The following is a 19971-nucleotide window of genomic DNA, read 5'->3' as shown; positions in this document are numbered from 1 at the left end:
CTGATTCATTTTCATGCGCTCATGTAGGACACAAGAGCTCTTCAGCCGGCACCGCCGGATAGTGTCCACCGTATGATCGCCGCCGTGAGTCATCGACTCAGACATCTTTTGGCACCTTGCGGCAGACGCCGCGCGCCGGCGTCCGTGAGGGACGACCTCGTGAGACATCGATCCCGGAAACAGGTCCTGCTGGAATCCAGCAACACTCCACTCGCTCTACGCTGGGGCTCAATGGGGTGGGTCCCAGGGCGCGAGAGGAGCGAGGGGCGGTTGGCGGTGAGTCGCGCGGCTCCAGCCGCCCGAGAGATCGATCGAGGTCCACGGGAGATCCACGATTGAAGAAGCAGTCGAGCCGTCCTGATGAGAAGGATGCGCGCTTCTCTGGCCCGGCGACGAGCCGGTCCCTGGCAAGCGATCCAGCGAGCAGGGAAGCCGCCGCAAGAAGCCCGCGAGCAGGGACGGAGGGGTCGGGGTCGACCGGGAGGAGGCCCAGCGCGAGGCCGAGCGGGCGGCGCGAAGCGCGGAGGCCGCCACCGAGACGAAGAGTAGCTCGCCCAAGGTGCGCGCCGGGGGGGGGGGGCGGAGCGTGGCGAGGCGATCGGGCAGCGTGAGGAGCAGGAGCGCGGCGGCGAAGCGCGCGCCCGAGAAGAGCGCGGCTGCTGGGAGCGCGGCCAAGAAGGGGGCCGCGGCGAGGTGCATGGCCGGGAACAGCGCCGCGGCGAGGTGCATGGCCGGGAACAGCGCCGCGGCGAGGTGCATGGCCCAGCGCGGCGCGAGCTCCCGGTCAGCGGCGCGCTCCGCGTGAGCGCAGGCTCGCGAGGCGGCCTGCGACAGCCGCCTCGCCCGTCTCTCCTCCGCCCTCAGTACGGCAGCTCATCCAGCACGGGCACCTCCGGCGGCCGTCCCCGCGCGCCGTTCATCCCGAGCCGCGCGGTGGTCGGCACCCCCACCCCGGGCTGCGTCGCCTCGCCGTCGTCCTCCAGCTCCGGCGGCGGCTGCGCCATGGACCGGCGCCCGGTGAAGCGGAGATCCCGCGCGATCACCTCGGTGCGGTAGCGCCGGATCCCGTCCTTGTCGTAGCTCGATGTCCGCAGCCCGCCCTCGATGAGCACGCCGTCGCCCTTGGTCAGCACCTTCGCGAGCGCCTCGGCGCGCGGCCCCCAGAACACGATGTTGTGCCACTCGGTGCGCTCCTTGGACTCCTTGTTCTTGTCGACGAACGACTCGTTCGTCGCCATGCGCAGCTGGAGCACCGGCGTGCCGTTGCCGGTGTAGCGCAGCTCCGGATCCGAGCCGAGATTGCCCATGAGAATCACCTTGTTCAGTCCTTCGTTCATGACGTGCTCCAGATCGTAACGTTGTTGTCGTTTGAAGTCGTTTGACGTCGTTGCCGTCGTTTGCTGTCGTTGCTGTCGTTGCCGTCGTTGCCGTCGTTGCCGTCGTTGCTGTCGTTGGTGTCGTTGCTGTCGTTGCCGTCGTTTGCTGTCGTCTTCCGCCCGCTCGGGCTCATGCATCCATCGCCGGGGCGGCGCCGGGGCGCGGCGGCGCCGCCGCGTCGACGGCGGCGCGGAGCGAGGTGGCGAGCGCCGGCTTGCCGATCAGCGCCTCGCGGGCGCGCTCCCTCCCCTGCCCGATGTGCTCGCCGCCGAACGACAGATGCGCGCCGCTCTTCTCCACGACCCCGAGCAGGCAGGCGTAGTCGATGAGGTCCGCCGCGCCGTCGATGCCCGCTCCCCAGCGGATGTCGAACTCGGCTTCTCTGAAGGGCGGTGCCATCTTATTTTTGACCACCTTGACCCGTGTCCTCGATCCTATGGCCTCATCGCTCACCTTCACCGGACCCACCCGGCGCACGTCGAGCCGCACACTCGCGTAGAACTTGAGCGCGTTGCCGCCGGTCGTCACCTCGGGGTTGCCGAAGACGACGCCGATCTTCTGCCGGAGCTGATTGATGAAGATGAGCGTCGTCTCCGTCCGGTGGCATATCCCCGTGAGCTTCCGCAGCGCCTGGCTCATCAGCCGCGCCTGGAGGCCCATGTGCGACTCGCCCATGTCCCCCTCGATCTCGGCCTTGGGCGTCAGCGCAGCCACCGAGTCGACGACGATCACGTCGACGGCGCCCGAGCGCGCCAGCATCTCGACGATCTCGAGCGCCTGCTCGCCGTTGTCCGGCTGCGAGACGAGGAGCCTGTCGATGTCGACGCCGACCGAGCGCGCATACGTGACGTCGAACGCGTGCTCGGCGTCGATGAACGCGGCGACGCCGCCCATCCGCTGCGCCTCCCGCATCGCGTGGAGCGTGAGGGTGGTCTTCCCCGACGACTCCGGGCCGTAGATCTCCACGATGCGCCCGCGCGGGTAGCCGCCGACCCCGAGCGCCGCGTCGAGCGACAGCGATCCGGTCCGGATCAGGCCGATGTCCCGGGTCTCGTTCTCATCGTTCAATACCATGATTGCCCCTTTCCCGAACTGCTTCTCGATGGTGCCGACGACGGTCTTCATGGTGCGGAGCTTCTCAGCGATCTCGGTCATCATCTTGGTCTCTGCCTTTCGACGTGCGTTCATTGCGTGTTGCGTGTTGCGTGTTGCGTGTTGAACGTGCGCGCCCCCGAGCGCGCGAACAGCCGATTCAGCGCGGCCGTCGGGGCGGCCGCGATCGCGCCTGCGTCGCCGCGGGCGCAATGGTCTTGGATCGCGCGGCAGGCTCAGGCGCCCGCTGCGGCGGTGGCAGGCGGCGGGCCGGAGGCGGCCTCGCGGTCGAACAGCCGCGCGCCGATCGCCTCGGCCACGTGCGCTGCGCGCACGGCGCAGGTCCTGTCCATGTCGGCGAGCGTCCGGGCGACCCGCAGCACCTTGGTGTACGCCCGCGCCGAGAGGCCGAGCCGCTCCACGGCCGACGCGAGCACGCGCGCGCCGGAGACGTCCGGCATGGCGACGCGCGCGAGATCGCGCGGGCCGAGCTCGGCGTTGTGCGTCGCCGCGACCTCCCCCGCCTCGAAGCGCGCGCGCTGCGCGGCCCGGGCCTCGACCACGCGCGCTCGCACCGCCGCGGAGCTCTCGGGCGCGTGCAGCGACGACCGGCCGTCGGCCCCCGACGCCCGGAGCGGCGCGCACAGGTGAGCGACATCGACGGGAGGCAAGGCGATGTGCAGATCGATGCGATCGAGCAGCGGCCCGCTCAGCCGCGCGCGGTAGGCGCGCACCCGGTCGAGCGAGCAGACGCAGCGGTTCCCGCGATCGCCGTGGAAGCCGCACGGACAGGGGTTGATGGCGGCGACAAGGACCGGACGCGCAGGGAAGATGACGCGGGCGCGGGCGCGGCAGAGGGCGATCGTGCCCTCTTCGAGGGGCTCGCGCAGGGCCTCGAGGACGCCGCGGCGGAACTCGAGGAGCTCGTCGAGGAACAGGCAACCATGGTGGGCCAGGGAGACCTCGCCTGGGCGGATCGGATCTCCGCCGCCGACGAGGCCCGCGGCGCTCACCGTGTGGTGCGGGGCGCGGAAGGGGCGAGTCGCGACAAGGCCCCTGTCCGGGGAGAGCAGCCCGGCGACCGAGTGGATCGCCGTGATGTCCAGCGCCTCCTCGTAGGACATGGGCGGCATGATGGTGGGCAGTCGGCGAGCGAGCATGGTCTTCCCGCTGCCCGGCGGGCCCATCATGATGAGGTTATGTCCACCGGCAGCCGCGATCTCGAGGGCGCGGCGCGCCCCGTGCTGGCCGCGGACCTCGGCGAGGTCCACCGCCGCGGCTCCCGGCTCGGCGGCGATCGTGGCCATGGATCCGGCGCCGGGAAGGGCCTTGTTGCCGCGGAGGTGCGCGACGACGTGGCCGAGGTGCTCCGCGATGAGCACGTCGACGCCGGCCACGCTCGCCGCCTCGCGCGCATTGCCGTGGGGCACGATCGCGCGCAGGATCCCCTGCTCCGCCGCGCCCCGCAGCGCCGGCAGGACGCCGCGCACGGGGCGCACCGCGCCGCTCAACGAGAGCTCGCCGAGCAAACCGATCTTGTCGAGCCCCTCGGCGGGGACCTTGCCGAGCGCCGCGAGCGCGGCGATGGCGATGGCGAGGTCGTACGCGCCGCCGCTCTTCTTGAGGTCTGCCGGGGCGAGGTTCACGGTGATCACGTATTCGTCGAGCTCGACGCCGAGTTGCTGGAGCGCGGCGCGGACGCGCACGCGGCTCTCGCGGACGCTCGCCTCGGCGAGGCCGACCATCTGGAAGAACGACGGGCCGCGGCCCGAGTCGACCTCCACGCGGATGGGGTGGGCGTCGAGCCCGAGCAGAGAGAACGTGAGCGCCGTGGCCTGCATGCCGGAGCCCTTTCGCGAACAACGTGCCAGGCGGGGATGGACGCGATTTCAGGGACTTACGGGGCGGCAGGGGTGGCGGACGCGGCGGAGGGGGTGGCGGCCGCCAGGGGAAGTCGCCGTGACCAAGGCGCTCGTCCCCAGCCCGGCGAACCAAGGCTGGCTTCGCGACAGAACCGCGGAGCTCGATCGATGGAATGGTGCGCTCACCCCCCTGATCATCAACGCCCTCACCGAGCGCATCCAGGAGACCACCGGCTCGCGATGCCCCGCGCGCCGGGCGCACCGTGCCACCGCGCGCCGGGCGCACCGCGCCACCGCGCGCCGGGCGCACCGCGCCACCTCGATCGGTCGCCGCGATGCTCGATCCCGGCCGCCACGAGCCGCCCCCGCGCGCTGCTCGGGCGCTACTCGGGCGCGCGATACCTCGCCACGACGATCGTGATGTCGTCGTCCGGGCTCGGGCACCAGCCCTCTACCTCCTCGAGGATCCGGTCGCGGATCGCGTCGACGGGCGCCGTCTGGACAGCCTCGATGACGGCGCACAGCCGCTCCAGCCCGAACTGCTCGTGATGGGCGTTGCGCGCCTCCGTCACGCCGTCGCTGTAGAGCACGAGCACGTCCCCGTCCCCCAGGAAGAGCTCGTCATCCCGCGTCATCGCGCCGATCTCGGGCAGCGCCCCGATCCAGACCCCGGAGCTCGGGATGCACGCGCAGCGCCGCGTGCGCGCCGAGCACACGATCATGTCGTCGTGCGCGCCGGCGAACGTCACGCGCCCGTTGCGCTCGTACCGGAGCAACACGAGCGTCGCGTGCTCGTCGCGGTCCAGGCGATCGCGGACGTTCTTGTAGACCGCCTTGTTGAGCACAGCGACGATCCTCGCCGGGCTCGCGCTCGGGTCGTTGCACGTCAGCGCCGACACCATGCTCTGGATCATCAGCATGATGAGGCCCGCCGCGAGGCCGTGCCCGGCGACATCGCCGATCCCGAGCCACCCGCCCCCGGGCGTCGCGATGACATCGTAGTAGTCGCCGCCGACCTCCGCCGCCGGCTTCATCACCGCGCAGAGCTCGAGCCCCTCGATCGAGAGCTGCTTGGGCACCAGCGTGGTCTGGATGCGCGCCGCGACCTGGCTCTCCTGGCGCACCCGCTCCTGCTCCAGGCGCTCGCGCAGCTCCACCTCCCGCACGACCTCCCGGTGCAGCGCCGCCGCCTTGACCGCAGAGCCGAGCTGGAGGCGCAGCACGTCGTAGCTCATCTCGCTGGCGTGGCTGTCGAGCACCGCGACGCCGAACTTCTCCACATCGCCGAACGCGACCGGTAGGAGGACCATGCTGCTGCGCTCCGCGTCGTCCAGGAACCCCGGGGGCGCGAGGTGGCGCGCCGGGAAGCTCACCGGCGGCGCCTCCACCTCGCGGCCGTCCTCCATCAGGAACAGCGGCTTCAGCGTGGCGCGCTGGGCATCGTCGTAGAGCGACACGGCCACCTGCGAGAACTGCATCCTCGGCAGCTCCGACGCCAGCAGGCCCTTGAGCACGGGCAGGCTCAAGCACGCGGAGAAGCCCCGCGCGCCGTACGTGACGTCGATCGCGGCGAGCTCCACGCTCAGCCGCTGCTCTCCCTCGACGTGCACGGACTCGCTCCCGATCAGGATCCGCGCGGCGTGCCAGAGCTGCTCCAGGGCCGCCGCGTCCCCGCCCGCCGGCGACGGGTGCACCCGCGCGCGCAGGAGCGAGATCACGGCCTGGAACTGGTCGAGGAGCACGCCCTCGTGCCTCGCCTCGTCGAGCAGCTCCTGGAGCGCGCGCAGGAACCGGCCCCTGTCGCCCGCGAGCTCCTCCTCCAGCGCGACGAGCAGATCGCCCGCCCAGCCGTCGAGGGCGCCGATCGGGATCGCCACGCTCCTCCTGAGCGCGCTCTCCAGCGACGCCCGCTGCTCGGCGACCGCGCCCGGATAGCCCCGCGACGACGGAGCCGGCGGCAGGATCGTGTCGCCCGCGTGAACCCAGCAGCCGCAGGACTCGCGCCGCGTGAGCTCGACCTGGACGAGCTCCAGCGCCGGGACGGGCTCGCCGTCGATCATGCGGAGGACCGTGCTCACGGCGATCCTCCCGAGCCGCTTGATGGGCTGGTGCACGGTGGTGAGCGACGGCTTCGTGAAGCGCGCGATGCCGACGTCATCGAAGCCGCACACGAGGACGTCCTCCGGGATGCGGTGCCCCTCCTCCTTGAGCACCTCGATCGCCCCGAGCGCCATCCTGTCGTTGGCGGCCACCACGGCGTCGAAGCCGACCCGGCGCGCCAGGATCTCGCGCATCGCATCGCGCCCGGTCGGTATCGTGAACGCGCCGACCGCCATGAGGCGCTCGTCGCACGGGAGGGCCCGCGTCGAGAGCGCCCGCCGGTACCCGCCGGCGCGCAGCTGCGCCTCCTCGCTGTTGAGCGGCCCGCCGATGTACGCGATGCGCCGGCGCCCGTGCTCATCGGCCAGGTGCGCGACCGCGATCTCGCTCCCGAGCGCGTTGTCGACCATCAGGCTCGGCACGCCATCGATCGCCATCCCGAGGCTGCACACCGGCAGCGGCGCGAACGACCGGCAGAACGCCCGCATGACGTCGACGCCGCCGTAGTGGTGGGAGAGCGTCGACGAGGCGACGATGACGCCGTCGGCCGTATCCTGGCCGATGAGGTGATAGAAAGTGCTCCGGTCCGCCTCGTCCGGCCGGAGGCCGCTGGACGGGTCGCCGAAGGCCGTCAGGAGGTTGACGTCGTGCGCCTCGGCGGCGCGCTCGACCCCGGCGCGCAGCTCCGACTGGTAGTCGCCGACGACGTTGTTGATCAGAAACGCGATCGTCCGGCGCTTCCTCGACATGACCTCAGGCTCTCGGCTCATGCGTCGGCGATCGAAGATGGTGGGTCCGGTGGTCGATACGGGCCCTCCAGCCTACGGCGTCCTCGGGCTGGATCCAATCCCCTCCCGCACACGCCGCCGTTCGGTGCGCCTGCGGGTGGGACGCGCGTCGGAGATCCCTCGGCCGAGGCGCGACCCGTGAGCGCCATCCGTATTCCCCGACACAGATGAGCCCGTCCCCCCGCTCCGCCTGTGCCCCACCGCGGCCGGTAGGCGGCGGGGCACAGGCGACTCGAGGCGGGACACCGGCGATCCGCGCGGTGCCCGCGACTGACACGTTGACGAGCAACCGCGCCGCCTCACCTCCGCGCCTCCCGCCTCACACACGCGACCAGCCGCGATGACGCGTCATTCCTATCGACGCCTACATCAGCGGCGTGGATGTGGAAGCGGACATGGAAGCGGACATGGAAGCGGACATGGACTGACGCGAGATCGCTCATTTGCAAAAATTCGCATCGCGCTTCGTTGCATGCTTGAACAATCATTTGAATTTGTCTTACAGTCTTGGATTGTCGTTGCATGGCCGCGGAGCCACTCGACACACGGAGGCATCCATGACTCGATTGCCCGGTTCACCGTGGGCGACGTTAGGCGCTCTCGTCGCATCCCTGACTGCAATATCGCTCTCCGGAGCGCCGGCGCTCGCGGCGCCGTCGTTCACCGCCTTCGAGAGCGGCCAGGTTCGCCCGCTGGCCATCTCACCGGACGGGAAGCTGCTCTTCGCCATCAACACGCCGGATAACCGCCTCGAGGTGTTCCGCATCGGGAGCGGTGGTCTGGAACACCGAACGTCGATATCGGTCGGCGTGGAGCCGGTGGCCGTCGCCGCCCGCAGCAACAGCGAGGTCTGGGTCGTCAACCATTTGTCGGACAGCGTGAGCGTCGTCCACCTGGGCCTCGGCGGCTACACCGGGCGCGTCGTGCGCACGCTCCTCGTGGGCGATGAGCCGCGCGATATCGTGTTCGCCGGTCCGGAGCGAAACCGGGCCTTCATCACGACGGCCCACCGCGGCCAGAACAGCCCCCTCGACCCACAGCTCACGACGCCCGGCGTGGGGCGCGCCGACGTCTGGGTCTTCAACGCAGCCCAGCTCGGGTCGTCCCTCGGGGGTAATCCGCTCAACATCATCACCCTCTTCAGCGACACCCCGCGCGCCCTGGCCGTGACCCCGGACGGCAGCAAGGTCTACGCGGCGGCGTTCCACTCCGGCAACCGCACCGCCGCCGTCAACGAGACGCTGGTTCCCGACGGCTTCGGGCCGAACGGCGTGCCCGGCCCCAGCACCAACGTCGAGGGAGAGCCGGCGCCCGAGACCGCCATCATCGTCAAATACGACGGCGGACACTGGTACGACGAGCTGGGTCGCACCTGGGACGACCAGATGAGGTTCTCGCTGCCGGACAAGGACGTCTTCGTCATCGACGCCAACGCGAACCCCCCGGCGTGGATCAGCGGCAATGAGGGCTTCTTCGCCGACGTCGGGACGATCCTCTTCAACATGACCGTCAACCCGGTCAGCGGGAAGGTCTACGTCGCGAACACCGAGGCGTTCAACCAGCAGAGCTTCGAGGGGCCCGGCATCTTCGCCGGTGAGACAGCGCGCGGCCACCTGCATGAGAGCCGGATCACCGTCCTCAGCCCGGGGGGCGTCGCGCCGAGGCACCTCAACAAGCACATCAACTACAGCACGTGCTGCGCGCCGATCCCCAACGCCGAGAACGCGAAGAGCCTCGCCTTTCCCCAGGAGATGGCCGTGACGAGCGACGGCTCGACGCTGTACGTCGCCGCGCTCGGCTCGAGCAAGATCGGCGTCTTCAGCACCGCCGCGCTCGAGAACGACACGTTCGTGCCGAGCACCGCGAACCAGATCCCGGTGAGCGGCGGCGGGCCGACCGGCATCGTGCTCGACGAGAGCAAGAATCGCCTCTACGTGCTGACGCGCTTCGACAACTCGATCTCGGTGATCAACACCACATCGAAGATGGAGGTGGGGCACGTCGCGATGCACAACCCCGAGCCGCCCAGCATCGTGAACGGCCGCCGCTTCCTCTATGACGCGTCGTTCTCGTCGAGCCACGGAGACTCGGCCTGCGCGAGCTGCCACGTGTTCGGCAACCTCGACGACCTGGCCTGGAACCTCGGCAATCCGGACGGGCTCGTCGTGACGGATCCGGGCCCCTTCCCGTTCGGCCTCTACGACGTCATCTTCCAGCAGGAGATCACGGATCCCATCTTCCACCCCATGAAGGGGCCGATGGTGACGCAGAGCCTCCGCGGCCTCGCCAACCACGGCCCGATGCACTGGCGCGGCGACCGCACGGGGGGCAACCTCGAGCCGTCCACCCAGCCGGACGACGGGGCCTTCGATGAGCGCGAGGCGTTCCGGCAGTTCCAGGCGGGGTTCACGGACCTGCTCGGACGCAGCGAGTTCCTCGAAGAGGAGGACATGGAGGCGTTCACCGACTTCATGCTCCAGGTCACCTACCCGCCCAACCCGATCAGGGCCCTCGACAACTCGCTCACGCCCGATCAGCAGGCGGGAAAGACCTTCTTCAACGGTCCCGTGGTCAACTCGATCGCGAGCTGCGGCGGCTGTCACGTGGTCGACCCCGACGCGAACCCGGGCGACGACTTCCCCGGCTTCTTCGGGACCGACGGCAGCTCCGTCTTCGACTTCCAGACGCAGCTCTTCAAGATCCCCCAGCTCCGCAACGTGTACACCAAGGTCGGCGCCTTCGGCCTGCCGGATGTCCCGTTCGTGTTCTTCCCGCGCGACAACAACGACGTGGGAGACCAGATCCGCGGCTTCGGTATCCTGAACAACGGCACGGTCGACACGATGTACCGCTTCTTCTCCGCGATCGGGTTCTCCGACCAGTTCACGAACAACCCCACGGGCATCCCCTTCACCCCCGCGGGCGACGTGCTGCGCCGGCAGCTCGAGTCCTACGTGCTCGCCATCGAGAGCAACATGGCGCCCGTCGTCGGTCAGCAGGTGACGCTCAGCCATTCGAACGGCACAGTGGCCGCGCCGCGCATCGACCTGCTCATGGATCGCGCCGATGTCGGGGAGTGCGATCTCGTGGCGAAGACCCAGGGGTTCCTGCACGAGATCGGGTTCCTCTACGTGGGCAATGGCCACTTCCTCTCCGATCGGCAGATCCTCCCGCCCATCAGCGACACGGTGCTCCGCCTGCTGGCCACCCAGACACACCACCATCTGACGTACACCTGCATGCCGCCGGGCTCGGGCGCGCGCGCCGGTATCGATCGCGACAGCGACGGCTTCCTCGACGGCGACGAGCGGGACGCCGGCAGCGACCCCGCCGATCCGAGCAGCACGCCCTGACCCACCCCCGCCGGCGCTGCCGCGCGCGTCACATCGACCGCGCGCGGCAGCGCTGCGCGGTCACGCCTGCCGCACCGCCCCCGCCCGCCGCGCGACCGAGCCCGACAGCCCGTTCGGCCCCAGCGCATACGCGATGCTGCTCTGCAGCGTCCCCATCGTCACGATCGAGCCGAGGAAGACGTTCTGCTCCACAAGCGCGCGGGCCACCTCGGGCCGGACCCCCGAGAGCACCGTCCTGGCCCCGAGGAGCTGCAGCGCCTTGGCCGTCTTGATCAGCGCGTCGGCCACCGTCGCGTCGACCTGCGCCACGCCGGTGATGTCCAGGATCACCACCTTGGCCTGCCTCGAATGGAACCCGTTCAGCGCCGTCTCGAGCACCTGCTGAGCGCGCTCGCCATCCATCGCTCCGACGATCGGCATGACCAGCACGTCGTCCGTGATGGGGATGATCGGCGTCTGCCGGCGCAGCATCTCCTGCTGCAGGAGCACCCGCTCCGCCTCGGACGCCACGCGCAGCTCGAGCTCCCGCTGCAGCTGGTCGTTCGAGCGCTGCAGCGCCTCGGTGCCCGCGCGGATGCTCGCGATGAGCAGCGCGTTCTCCAGCGCGATGGCCGCCTGCGAGGCGAGGAGCCCGCAGACCTCGACCCTCCCCGGCGTGAACGCCCGCTGCACCACGTTGTTCTCCAGGTACAGGAGCCCCGCCGAGCGCCCCTGGTGCGCCATGGCCAGGCACAGGATCGAGCGCGGCCTCCGCTCCGCGACGTACGGATCCGCCGCGAAGCGGCTGTCCTGCCGCGCGTCGTTCACCACGGCGGGCTCGCGCGTCCTCGCGACCAGCTGGACGACGCTCGTCGCGACCTCCTTGCTCTCGAGCGCCGGGATCGACAGCCCCGTCTCCACCACGTCGGGATCGACGCGCATGGAGGCCACGATCACGAGCTTCCCGTCGCGATCGAGGATCAGCGCGCCGCGCTGCGCCCCCGCGTTCGCGACCACGCTCCGCATCAGCCGGTCGAGCAGCCGATCGAGCACGTTCTCGCTCGCGACCGCCTGCATCGCCTTGACCACCGTCGCGACGTCGAACGACTCGGTGCTCCCCCTGCGCGTCACCGTCGTGCCGACGACCCGGGTCTGCTGCGCCTCGCCGAGGGACGCCGGGTCGAGCAGCTGCTCGTGCTCCTTCGCGAGGCGCTCCGCCTTCGCCGTCGCCCCCCACCGGAGGTACGCCCTGTACGCGTCGGTCATGTGCCACCGCGCGATCCGATCCCGCCCCCGCTGCAGGTAGAACCGCGCGCACAGCTCGTTCGCGAGCGCCTCCTGGTGCGTGAACTGGCTCTCCCGCGCCCCCTGGATGGCCTGATCGTAGAGCTCCGCCGCCTCCGCTTCCTTGCCGAGGACGCGCGCCATCTCCGCCCCGATCAGCCGCTCCTTGTGCGCGTAGTTCTCCGGCGCGTGCTGCGCCCAGCCCGCGATCTTCGCCCGGTGCTCCGCGACGGCCGCGAGGTGCCGCTCCCGCTCTTCCTCGGTCGCGGTCGCGCACAGCGCGAGCAGCGCGAGGCTCAGGTAGAACGGGATGTCGTTCGCGAGGAACAGGCCCATCGCGCTCGCGCTGTGCTTCTCGGCCCGCGCCGCCATCAGCAGCGCGCCCGCGGGGTCGCCGTACAGCACCGCGAGCACGAGCATGTTCACGAAGTACCAGCACCGCGGCAGCTCCTGCGCGGGCGCGAGCCCCGCGAGGAACGCGCCCTCGTCGAACGCCCCGTCGCTCAGGCTCTGGCGCCCGTTCGTCCTGCCCTCCAGGCACGCGATCATCTGCTGCGCGACGACGAGCACCGGCGTGCCGAGCGGGTCCTGCGTCCGCTGCAGGAACCGCAGGAACCCGGTCAGCTCCTCGCGGAGCGCGCCGAGCTCCTGGCCCGAGGAGAGCAGGATCGTCACGATGTTCAGGCAGGCGTACGCCCCGAAGCTGAAGTCGCCCGAGCTCAGCCCGGCCTGGTACGCCTTGGCGAGGCACGCGACCGACGCGCGGACCGGCTCGAAGAGGTGGGACGGCGCGCCGCACACGACGTACGCCTTGCACTGCAGCTCCACCCCCTCCCCGCGCTCGCAGAGCGCGAGCGAGACGCCCTGGAACTGCCGCGCCGCCTCGGGCCTCCCCATCCCCCCCGCGAGCAAGAGGCAGTAGAGGCCGTACGCGCACGCCGCCGCGGGCGAGTTGCCGTACTTCAGCGAGAGGTTGACCTGCGTGACCGCGATGAGCGCGAGCAGCGCCGGGTTGAGCGTGTACGCCCCGGGGATCATCGCCGCCAGGAGCCGCAGCGCCGCCAGCTGCTCGTCGTCGCCGACCCACGGCGCGTCCGCGAGATCCTCGACCCGGCGCCCGGCCAGGTGGATCGGCACCTCCGCGAGCGCGGCCCCGAACGCCGCATGGATCGCGTCGAGCGGCTCCGGCAGCTCGATCCCGAAGAGCGCCACGCCCTCCCGGCCGACCCGCAGCACGTCCGCGAACTCCCCGCGCATCGTGTGCACGAGGATCCGGAGATTATAGACCTCCGCGCGCTCCAGGCGCGAGCGCGCGTGCCCGAGGAGCTCGTGGATCGAGGCCTCCGCCTGCTTCTCGTTGCCGCTCAGCCACTCGGACTCAGCCCGCTCCCGGTGCAGGGCGAAGCAGAGCGCGTAGTCCTCCTCCCATCCCCCCGGCCCGAGCAGCGACAGGCCCGTCTTGAAGTGCTCGGCCGCCGCGGCGTTCGCCATGGATGCCTTGGCCCGCTTCCCCACGGCCAGGTTGAGGCGCGCGAGCTCCAGCTGCTCTGCCCGGTCCTCGATCAGCGCCGCGCCGAGGTTGCAGTGGCTCACGACCTTGAACAGATCCTCGTCGCGCGGCTCGCCGCCCAGCTGCGCCCGCGTGAGCCGGCCGATCCGGAGGTGCACCTCCTGCTTGCGCGCGTCCTCGATCAGGCTGTAGGCCGCCTGCTGCCCCCGGTCGTGCAGGAACCGGTACCTCACCGAGAGCGGCAGCTCCGCGGGCGCGCCGTCGGACGTGTGGAGCAGCCGGTAGTCGGAGTCGAGCGGCAGCACGAGCCCCTCGCGCAGCGCCTCCCAGAGGTCGGCCGCGATCTCCGCCGGCGGCACCTCGCGCACGGTCGACAGCGTCTTCAGGTCAAACTGGTGACCGATGCACGCGGCGAGCTGGAGCACGAGCTGCGTCGCCGGCGCGAGGCGCTGCATCTTGTCGACGAGCAGATCGTGCACGTTGACCGCGCCCCAGCGCTGCCGGATCGGCTCGAGGTCCCACGTCCACCGCCCGGCCCCCGGATCGAAGGACACGAGCCCCGCCGCGTACAGCTCCTTGAGCAGCTGGCTCAGGAAGAACGGGTTGCCCTTGCTCGTCGCGTTCAGCACCTCCGCGAGCGCCTGCACCTGCTCCGGGCGCGCGCACAGCGCGTCCGCGACGAGCTGGCGCACGTCGGCGAGCGAGAGCGGCGGGAGCAGGAGCTCGCGCCGCGGGACGCCCGCGGCCCGCAGCTCCCCGAGCCAGGTCATGAGCGGCTGCCCTGCGATCGCCTCCTGGTCGCGGTAGGCGCCGATGATGAGCAGGTAGGCCCCGCCCGGATCGGTCAGGACGACCTGCAGCAGCTTCAGCGAGGCCGGGTCGGCCCACTGGAGGTCGTCGAGGAAGAGCACCACCGGGTGCTCTGCCGTCGTGATCACGCGCAAGAAGTCCTGGAAAACGAGGTTGAAGCGGTTCTGCGCCTCGTTCGGCCCGAGCTCCGCCACGGCGGGCTGCGGCCCGAGGATGAGCCCGAGCTCCGGGATGAGCTCCACGAGGATGCGCGCGTTCTTCCCCGCGACCGCGAGGAGCTTGTCCTTCCATTGCTCGAGCGACTCGGCCGGCTCGGTCAGGAGCTGCCGGACGCGCTGGCGCAGCGCGCCCGCCACCGGCGCGTGCGGCATGTTCCGGCTCAGCTGATCGAACTTCCCCTCGATGAAGTGCCCGCGCCGCTGCGCGACCTCCTTCTGGATCTCGTTCACGAGCGCCGATTTCCCGATCCCGGCGCCGCCCGCGATGAGCAGGAGCTCGCACCTGCCCCCGCGCGCCCGCTCGAAGGCCGCGAGCAGCTCGGCCATCTGCGCGTCGCGTCCATAGAGCCTCTGCGGGAGCCTGAGCTCGCTCGCTATGTCGCGTGACCCCAGCTCGAACGGCGCGATCCGGCCGGTCGCCTCGAGCGTCGAGAGGCACGTGTCGAGATCGACCTTGAGCCCGGTCCCGCTCTGGTACCGCTCCTCGGCGACCTTGGACATCAGCTTCTGCACGATATCGGACACCCCCCTCGGGATGTCCGGTGAGCGCTCGCACAGCGGCGTCGCGACCCGCGCGATGTGGCTGTGCATGAGGTCGACCGGGTCGGTCGCCTGAAACGGGAGCACCCCGGCGAAGACCTCGTAGAGCGTCACGCCCAGCGAGTAGAGGTCAGTCCGATAGTCGATGACGCGGTTCATTCGACCGGTCTGCTCCGGCGACATGTAGGCCAGAGTCCCCTCGAGGAGCTCTGGGCCCTGCGTCGCCAGCGCCTCCTCCGAGAGTCGCGTCGAGCTCCCGAGGTCCGTCAGCTTGACCTGCCACGTCTCCGGGTTGACCAGGATGTTCTGCGGCTTGACGTCCTTGTGGATGACATGCTTGCCGTGCACCGCCGCCAGCGTGCCGGCCAGCGACGAGGCGATACGCAGCTTCGTCCTCAGGTCGAGCGGCGTCGAGCGCGCGAGCTTGTCGAGCGGCACCCCGGCGAAGTACTCCATGACGAGCGCCGCCCCGCCCGGGATGCTCTCCAGTCGGTGGGCGCGAACGACGCTATCGAGATTGAGGTGGCGCGAGATCTCGAGCTCATGCCGGAGCTGCGCGACGTGCCGCTGACCGGGGTGCTCACCCTTCATCACCTTGATCGTCACCGGGGTACCGTCTGCGTCGCGTTGTGCGCGGTAGATTACGGTATCAGCGGTTTCGTACATCAGCTCAACCAGTGTGAAGGGCAGATCTCCGATCCTGGTCTTGCGCATGGTTTGTCGATGGTTGCATGGGCGGAACGCCTGTGGCAAGCGTGTAAGTTCGCTGCGGCAAGGATGGTGATGTGCGCTGCGGTGCGGTCATCGCGAGTCCGGTCGGCGCGATACCGCGGCTCGCGGAGCGTGGGTGAGCCAGAGAACGGTTGGCCTCGGCTCGAGGCGAGTGAGCACGTCGGCAAGATCGGTCGCGCCGAGGATCACGCCGGCGATCTTCGCCGACGGCTTGCGCGCGGACAGGCCGGCGAGGGCGACGATGAGGCCGTTCGAGTAATCGATGGCGGAGTGGACGTCCCGGGGACGATGCGTGCGAGGGGCAGGGCGCCAGGGACGAGTCCCTCCGGTGGCGCGGGAGAGGCGATCCGCAGACCGGAGCACACACCCACGCCAAGCGGGCGAGCCGGCTCTCCCGGGCGCGGCCTACCCCGCGCCGGCGGCGCGGCGTGGGCCGGCGCCGATCGGGCCGCAGCCGGCGCGAGGGCCGGTCGCGCGCGCGGCGATGGCGGCGGGGGAGTATTCGCGCGATCGAGGATGCTAGGCTGCGCGCCCATGGGAGTCCGGATCATTCCTCTCGGCGGCCTTGGCGAGGTCGGGATGAACGCGATGCTGATCGAGGAGGGGGGCCGCCGCGTGCTCGTCGACTGCGGCGTCATGTTCCCCAACGACCAGGTGCTCGGCGTGGAGGTCGCGATCCCCGACCTCAGCTACGTGCGCGAGGCGGGCGGGGTCGACGCGGTGCTCGTGACGCACGGCCACGAGGATCACATCGGCGGCCTGCCGTCGCTGCTGCGCGAGTTCCCGGTCCCCGTGTACGGGACGCGCTTCACCCTCCGGCTCGTGCGCGAGCGCCTCGTCGAGCACGGCATCGAGGTGCCGCTCCGCGAGGTCGAGCCGCAGCAGCACTTCACGGCGGGCCCGTTCCGCGCCGAGCCCCTGCGCGTGACCCACTCCATCCCCGACGCGGTCGGCTTCGCGATCGAGACGGGCGAGGGCATCGTCATCCACACCGGCGACTACAAGATCGATCTCACCCCCGTGGGCGGCGATCGGCTCGACCTCGGCCGCTTCGCCGAGTACGGCCGCGCCGGCGTGGTGGCCCTCCTGTCGGACTCCACGAACTCCGAGCGCGACGGCTGGTCGGTGAGCGAGACCGCCGTGGCCGAGGGGTTCGTCCGGCCGTTTCGCGAGGCGAAGGGGCGCATCCTTGTCGCGCTCTTCGCCTCCAACGTCCACCGGGTCCAGAGCGTCCTCGACCTCGCCGCCCAGCTCGGCCGCAAGGTCGTGCTCGCCGGGCGCAGCCTCGCGACCAACACGCGGATCGCCCAGGAGATCGGCATCCTGACCATCCCCCCCGGCGTGCTCGTCGACGACGCCACGGCGGCCACGCTCCCGCCCAAGCGCCTCATCGTGCTCGCCTCGGGCGCGCAGGGCGAGCCGAACAGCGCGCTCGCGCGCATGGCCGTGGGCGACCACCACCGGCTGCGGGTCGACCCGGGTGACACGGTGATCTTCTCGTCGCGCGCGATCCCCGGCAACGAGATCGCCGTCAGCCAGCTCGCCAACCGCCTGGCGAGGCGCGGCGCCGTGGTGATCGATCGCGGCCTCGATCCGATCCACGCGAGCGGCCATGCCCAGGCCGAGGAGCAGAAGATGCTCCTCGACGCGGTCCGGCCGGAGCACTTCGTCCCCATCCACGGCGAGTACCGGATGCTGCTCGCCCATGCGCGCACGGCGCTCCGGATGGGCGTGCCGGCGTCGGGGGTCTTCGTGATCGAGGACGGCGAGTCGCTGGTCATCGAGGCCGGCCAGATGCGCACCGGGGACGCGGTGAAGAGCGGGCGGGTGTGGCTCGACGCGCGCGGCGGGCTCGACGTCTCCCAGATCGTGCTGCGCGAGCGCGAGCAGATCTCGGATCAGGGCCTCGTGATGGTGCTCGTGGTGGCCGACCGCAAGACGGGCGAGATCCTGCGCGGCCCCGAGCTCCTCGGGCGCGGCGTGGCGCACTTCGAGGAGGGCGGCCCGCTGTTCGCTGCCGCGCTCGAGAGCGCGCGCGACGCGCTCGCGGCGCTGTCGCCGGCGGCGCGCACCCTGGGACCGGCGCTGGAGGACGCGCTCAGCCGCGGCGTGCGGCGGGTGTTCCGGCGCGAGGCCTCACGGCGCCCTGCCGTGCTCCCCCTCGCCGTGCTGCTGTGACGTCCGGCGGCTCTCGACCGGGCGGACCAAGGCGGACGCGAGCGCGGACGCGAGCGCGAACGCGAGCGCGAACCAGGAGCGACCTGGCGCGGGGCTGCTCTGGCAGGCAATCTGGAGCCTCCATGCGCTGGCCCCTTTCCCGAGCGCGGCGAGTGATTACGGTGCACGGACCGGCGGAGCCCCTTTGCTCTGCCGTGGCACGGCCGGCGTCGTTTGGTGGTCCCTCCTGGGGATTGTCCCCCAGGGCTTCGTGCTCCGGTGCGAGGCCGGGCGGACCACCGCGGCGCGGCACCATGGTGGAGCGATCGAGATGAAGGAGAGGCCCATGAGCTCGCTCCTGGCGGGCGAGACCGAAACGACAATTCCAGAGGAGCGGGACGCGCGCGCCGAGGTGCAGCTCGACGCCGGGTTCGGCCGGGTTGCGCCGTCGCGACGGGAGCCGCCTGCTGGCGGGCAAGCTGCGCCGTCGGCGCGGCCGGGCGAGGACGTGACCGAGATCTACCTTCAGGAGATCTCGCGCAACGCGCCGCTGAGCCGGGATCTCGAGGTGGAGATCGGCCGGCGGATCGAGTCGGCGGATCGCGCGGGGATCGAGGCCTGGGTCGCGTCGCCCGTGGCGCTGCGCGAGCTCGCGGCGCTCGCGGACGACCTGCAGGAAGGTCGGTTGGGCGCGAGCGATCTGCTGCTGAACGCGGACGCGGACGACGAGCTGCGCGACGCGGCGTCCGTGCGGCTCGCGCGGCTGCTCGGGCTCGCGCGGTCCGCGGCGGAGGCCGGCCAGGCCGAGCCGGGCGGGCAGCGCGCCCGGGCCGACCTGTCGGCCGGGCTCACCGACGTGCGCCTGGGCCCCGCGGTGGAGGAGCGCCTCCAGCGCGCGCTGTGCGAGGCCGCGGCCGCGGCCGACGGGCCCGGCCGGGAGGCGATCGAGGGGACGCTGGCGGCCATGCGCGGCGCCCGCCGCGCGGCGGCGGCGGCGAGGGCCGACATCGTCCGCGCGAACCTGCGGCTCGTGGCGGCGGCCGCCCGGCAGCTGCGGCACCGCGGCGTGCCGCTGCTCGACCTCATCCAGGAGGGCAACCTCGGGTTGATGCGCGCGGCGGAGAAGTTCGATTACCGGCGCGGTTATCGGTTCAGCACGTACGCCACGTGGTGGATCAAGCAGTCGCTCGCGCGCGCGCTGATCTATCAGGGCCAGGTCATCAAGGTGCCGGTCCACTTCGCCGAGACCCGTCGCCGGGCGCTGCAGGCGCGCAAGGAGCTGGAGCAGGAGAACGCGCGCGAGGCGGCGCCGGAGGAGGTCGCCGAGCGGAGCGGGCTGTCGATGGAGAAGCTCCAGACGTTGCGGGAGATGGCGTTGCCGCTCGTGTACCTGGACGCCCCGGTCGGGGACGACGACGACGGTGCGCGCGCGGGCGACTTCTTCGCGAGCGAGGATGCGGCGCCGGACGAGCTCCTGGTCCACCGCCGCCTGCACACGCAGGTTCGCTCGCTGCTCGAGTCGCTGACGCCGCGCGAGCGCGAGGTGCTCCGGCTCCGGTTCGGCCTCGACGGCGAGCAGACGCACACGCTCGCCGAGATCGGCGGCATGTTCTCGGTGAGCCGGGAGCGGGTCCGGCAGATCGAGGAGAACGCCCTGAGCAAGCTCCGGACGCTGTCGCGCAGGCAGGCGCTCGACACGCCGCTCGGGGGTTGACGATCCGGGCGAGCGGGTGCCGCGAGGGTGCTCCGCTGCACGAAGCCCGTGAACAGGAGCTCTCCTGCGGGTGATGGTAGCGCTCGCTCACCCGAAGGACGCTCATGAAGGACATCCTCTCTGCTCGCCTGGAATCACGCGCTTTCTCCGCCGACGCATAGGGCACTGCAGCTGAAAGAGCCGCCAGCAGTTCGTTAGCGAACTGGACACGAGTTGGCGGGAGTACGACCAGCTTTACGCTCACCCGTTCAGATGCTGCTGCACGCGGCAGAAGATGCACCGCTGGGTTGAGCGGCATGCTTCGTGATTACGTTAAAGAAAGTTATCGAACAGTCCACCACGGAACAAGTGGAGGCTTGAGCTCGGTGAAAGCTCCTGTCGCGGCGCGCGAGCGGGCGGGCGTGGGCAGCGCCAAGCCCCGGTGGTGCGGCCCAATCCCTGTGCCAAGTCTCCCC

The 19971-nt window shown here is 70.9% G+C and carries 10 protein-coding genes; 3 read left to right on the top strand and 7 right to left on the bottom strand.

Annotated features, from left to right (window positions below; translation table 11 throughout):
- Positions 1-228: 228 nt before the first annotated feature.
- From WMF36_RS13200 to WMF36_RS13175, 6 genes are all read right to left on the bottom strand, one after another.
- Positions 229-759, bottom strand: a complete 531-nt coding sequence (locus WMF36_RS13200; RefSeq protein ID WP_437579944.1) for a hypothetical protein — start codon at positions 757-759, stop codon at positions 229-231.
- Positions 760-860: 101 nt separating this feature from the next.
- Positions 861-1337 carry a single-stranded DNA-binding protein gene (locus WMF36_RS13195; protein ID WP_437579943.1) on the bottom strand — a complete coding sequence of 159 codons (477 nt, stop codon included), beginning with the start codon at positions 1335-1337 and terminating at the stop codon, positions 861-863.
- Positions 1334-1510: a hypothetical protein gene (locus WMF36_RS13190; protein WP_437579942.1), complete on the bottom strand. Its 177-nt coding sequence runs from the start codon at positions 1508-1510 to the stop codon at positions 1334-1336. Before WMF36_RS13190 ends, WMF36_RS13195 begins: the two co-directional genes overlap by 4 nt.
- Positions 1507-2535: a recombinase RecA gene (gene recA / locus WMF36_RS13185; protein WP_437581903.1), complete on the bottom strand. Its 1029-nt coding sequence runs from the start codon at positions 2533-2535 to the stop codon at positions 1507-1509. The genes WMF36_RS13190 and recA overlap by 4 nt, the downstream gene beginning before the upstream one ends.
- A gap of 170 nt (positions 2536-2705) precedes the next feature.
- Positions 2706-4310 carry a YifB family Mg chelatase-like AAA ATPase gene (locus tag WMF36_RS13180; RefSeq protein WP_437579941.1) on the bottom strand — a complete coding sequence of 535 codons (1605 nt, stop codon included), beginning with the start codon at positions 4308-4310 and terminating at the stop codon, positions 2706-2708.
- A 404-nt stretch (positions 4311-4714) separates the two neighbouring features.
- Positions 4715-7201, bottom strand: coding sequence for a SpoIIE family protein phosphatase (locus WMF36_RS13175; protein ID WP_437579940.1), 2487 nt, complete (start codon positions 7199-7201; stop codon positions 4715-4717).
- 575 nt (positions 7202-7776) lie between these two features.
- Between WMF36_RS13175 and WMF36_RS13170 the strand changes: the two genes are divergently transcribed.
- On the top strand, positions 7777-10572 hold the full coding sequence (locus WMF36_RS13170) for a beta-propeller fold lactonase family protein (protein ID WP_437579939.1): 2796 nt from the start codon (positions 7777-7779) through the stop codon (positions 10570-10572).
- Between the two features lie 60 nt (positions 10573-10632).
- Here the strand turns inward: WMF36_RS13170 and WMF36_RS13165 are convergent, their stop codons facing one another.
- Entirely contained in the window at positions 10633-15579 is a 4947-nt protein-coding gene (locus WMF36_RS13165) for an AAA family ATPase (RefSeq protein WP_437579938.1), read from the bottom strand.
- Between the two features lie 600 nt (positions 15580-16179).
- Between WMF36_RS13165 and WMF36_RS13160 the strand changes: the two genes are divergently transcribed.
- A complete protein-coding gene (locus tag WMF36_RS13160) occupies positions 16180-17823 on the top strand; it encodes a ribonuclease J (protein WP_437579937.1) in 1644 nt (547 codons plus the stop codon).
- Positions 17824-18148: 325 nt separating this feature from the next.
- Complete coding sequence (locus WMF36_RS13155; protein WP_437579936.1) at positions 18149-19516, top strand: RNA polymerase sigma factor RpoD/SigA; 1368 nt, start codon at positions 18149-18151, stop codon at positions 19514-19516.
- The last annotated feature ends 455 nt before the right edge of the window (positions 19517-19971 follow it).

This window comes from Sorangium sp. So ce887 (genome assembly GCF_051521455.1).
In the GTDB taxonomy this organism is placed as follows: domain Bacteria; phylum Myxococcota_A; class Polyangia; order Polyangiales; family Polyangiaceae; genus Sorangium.
The sequence above is the reverse complement of the archived record's forward strand: the minus strand, read 5'-3'. Positions and strand labels throughout refer to the sequence as shown.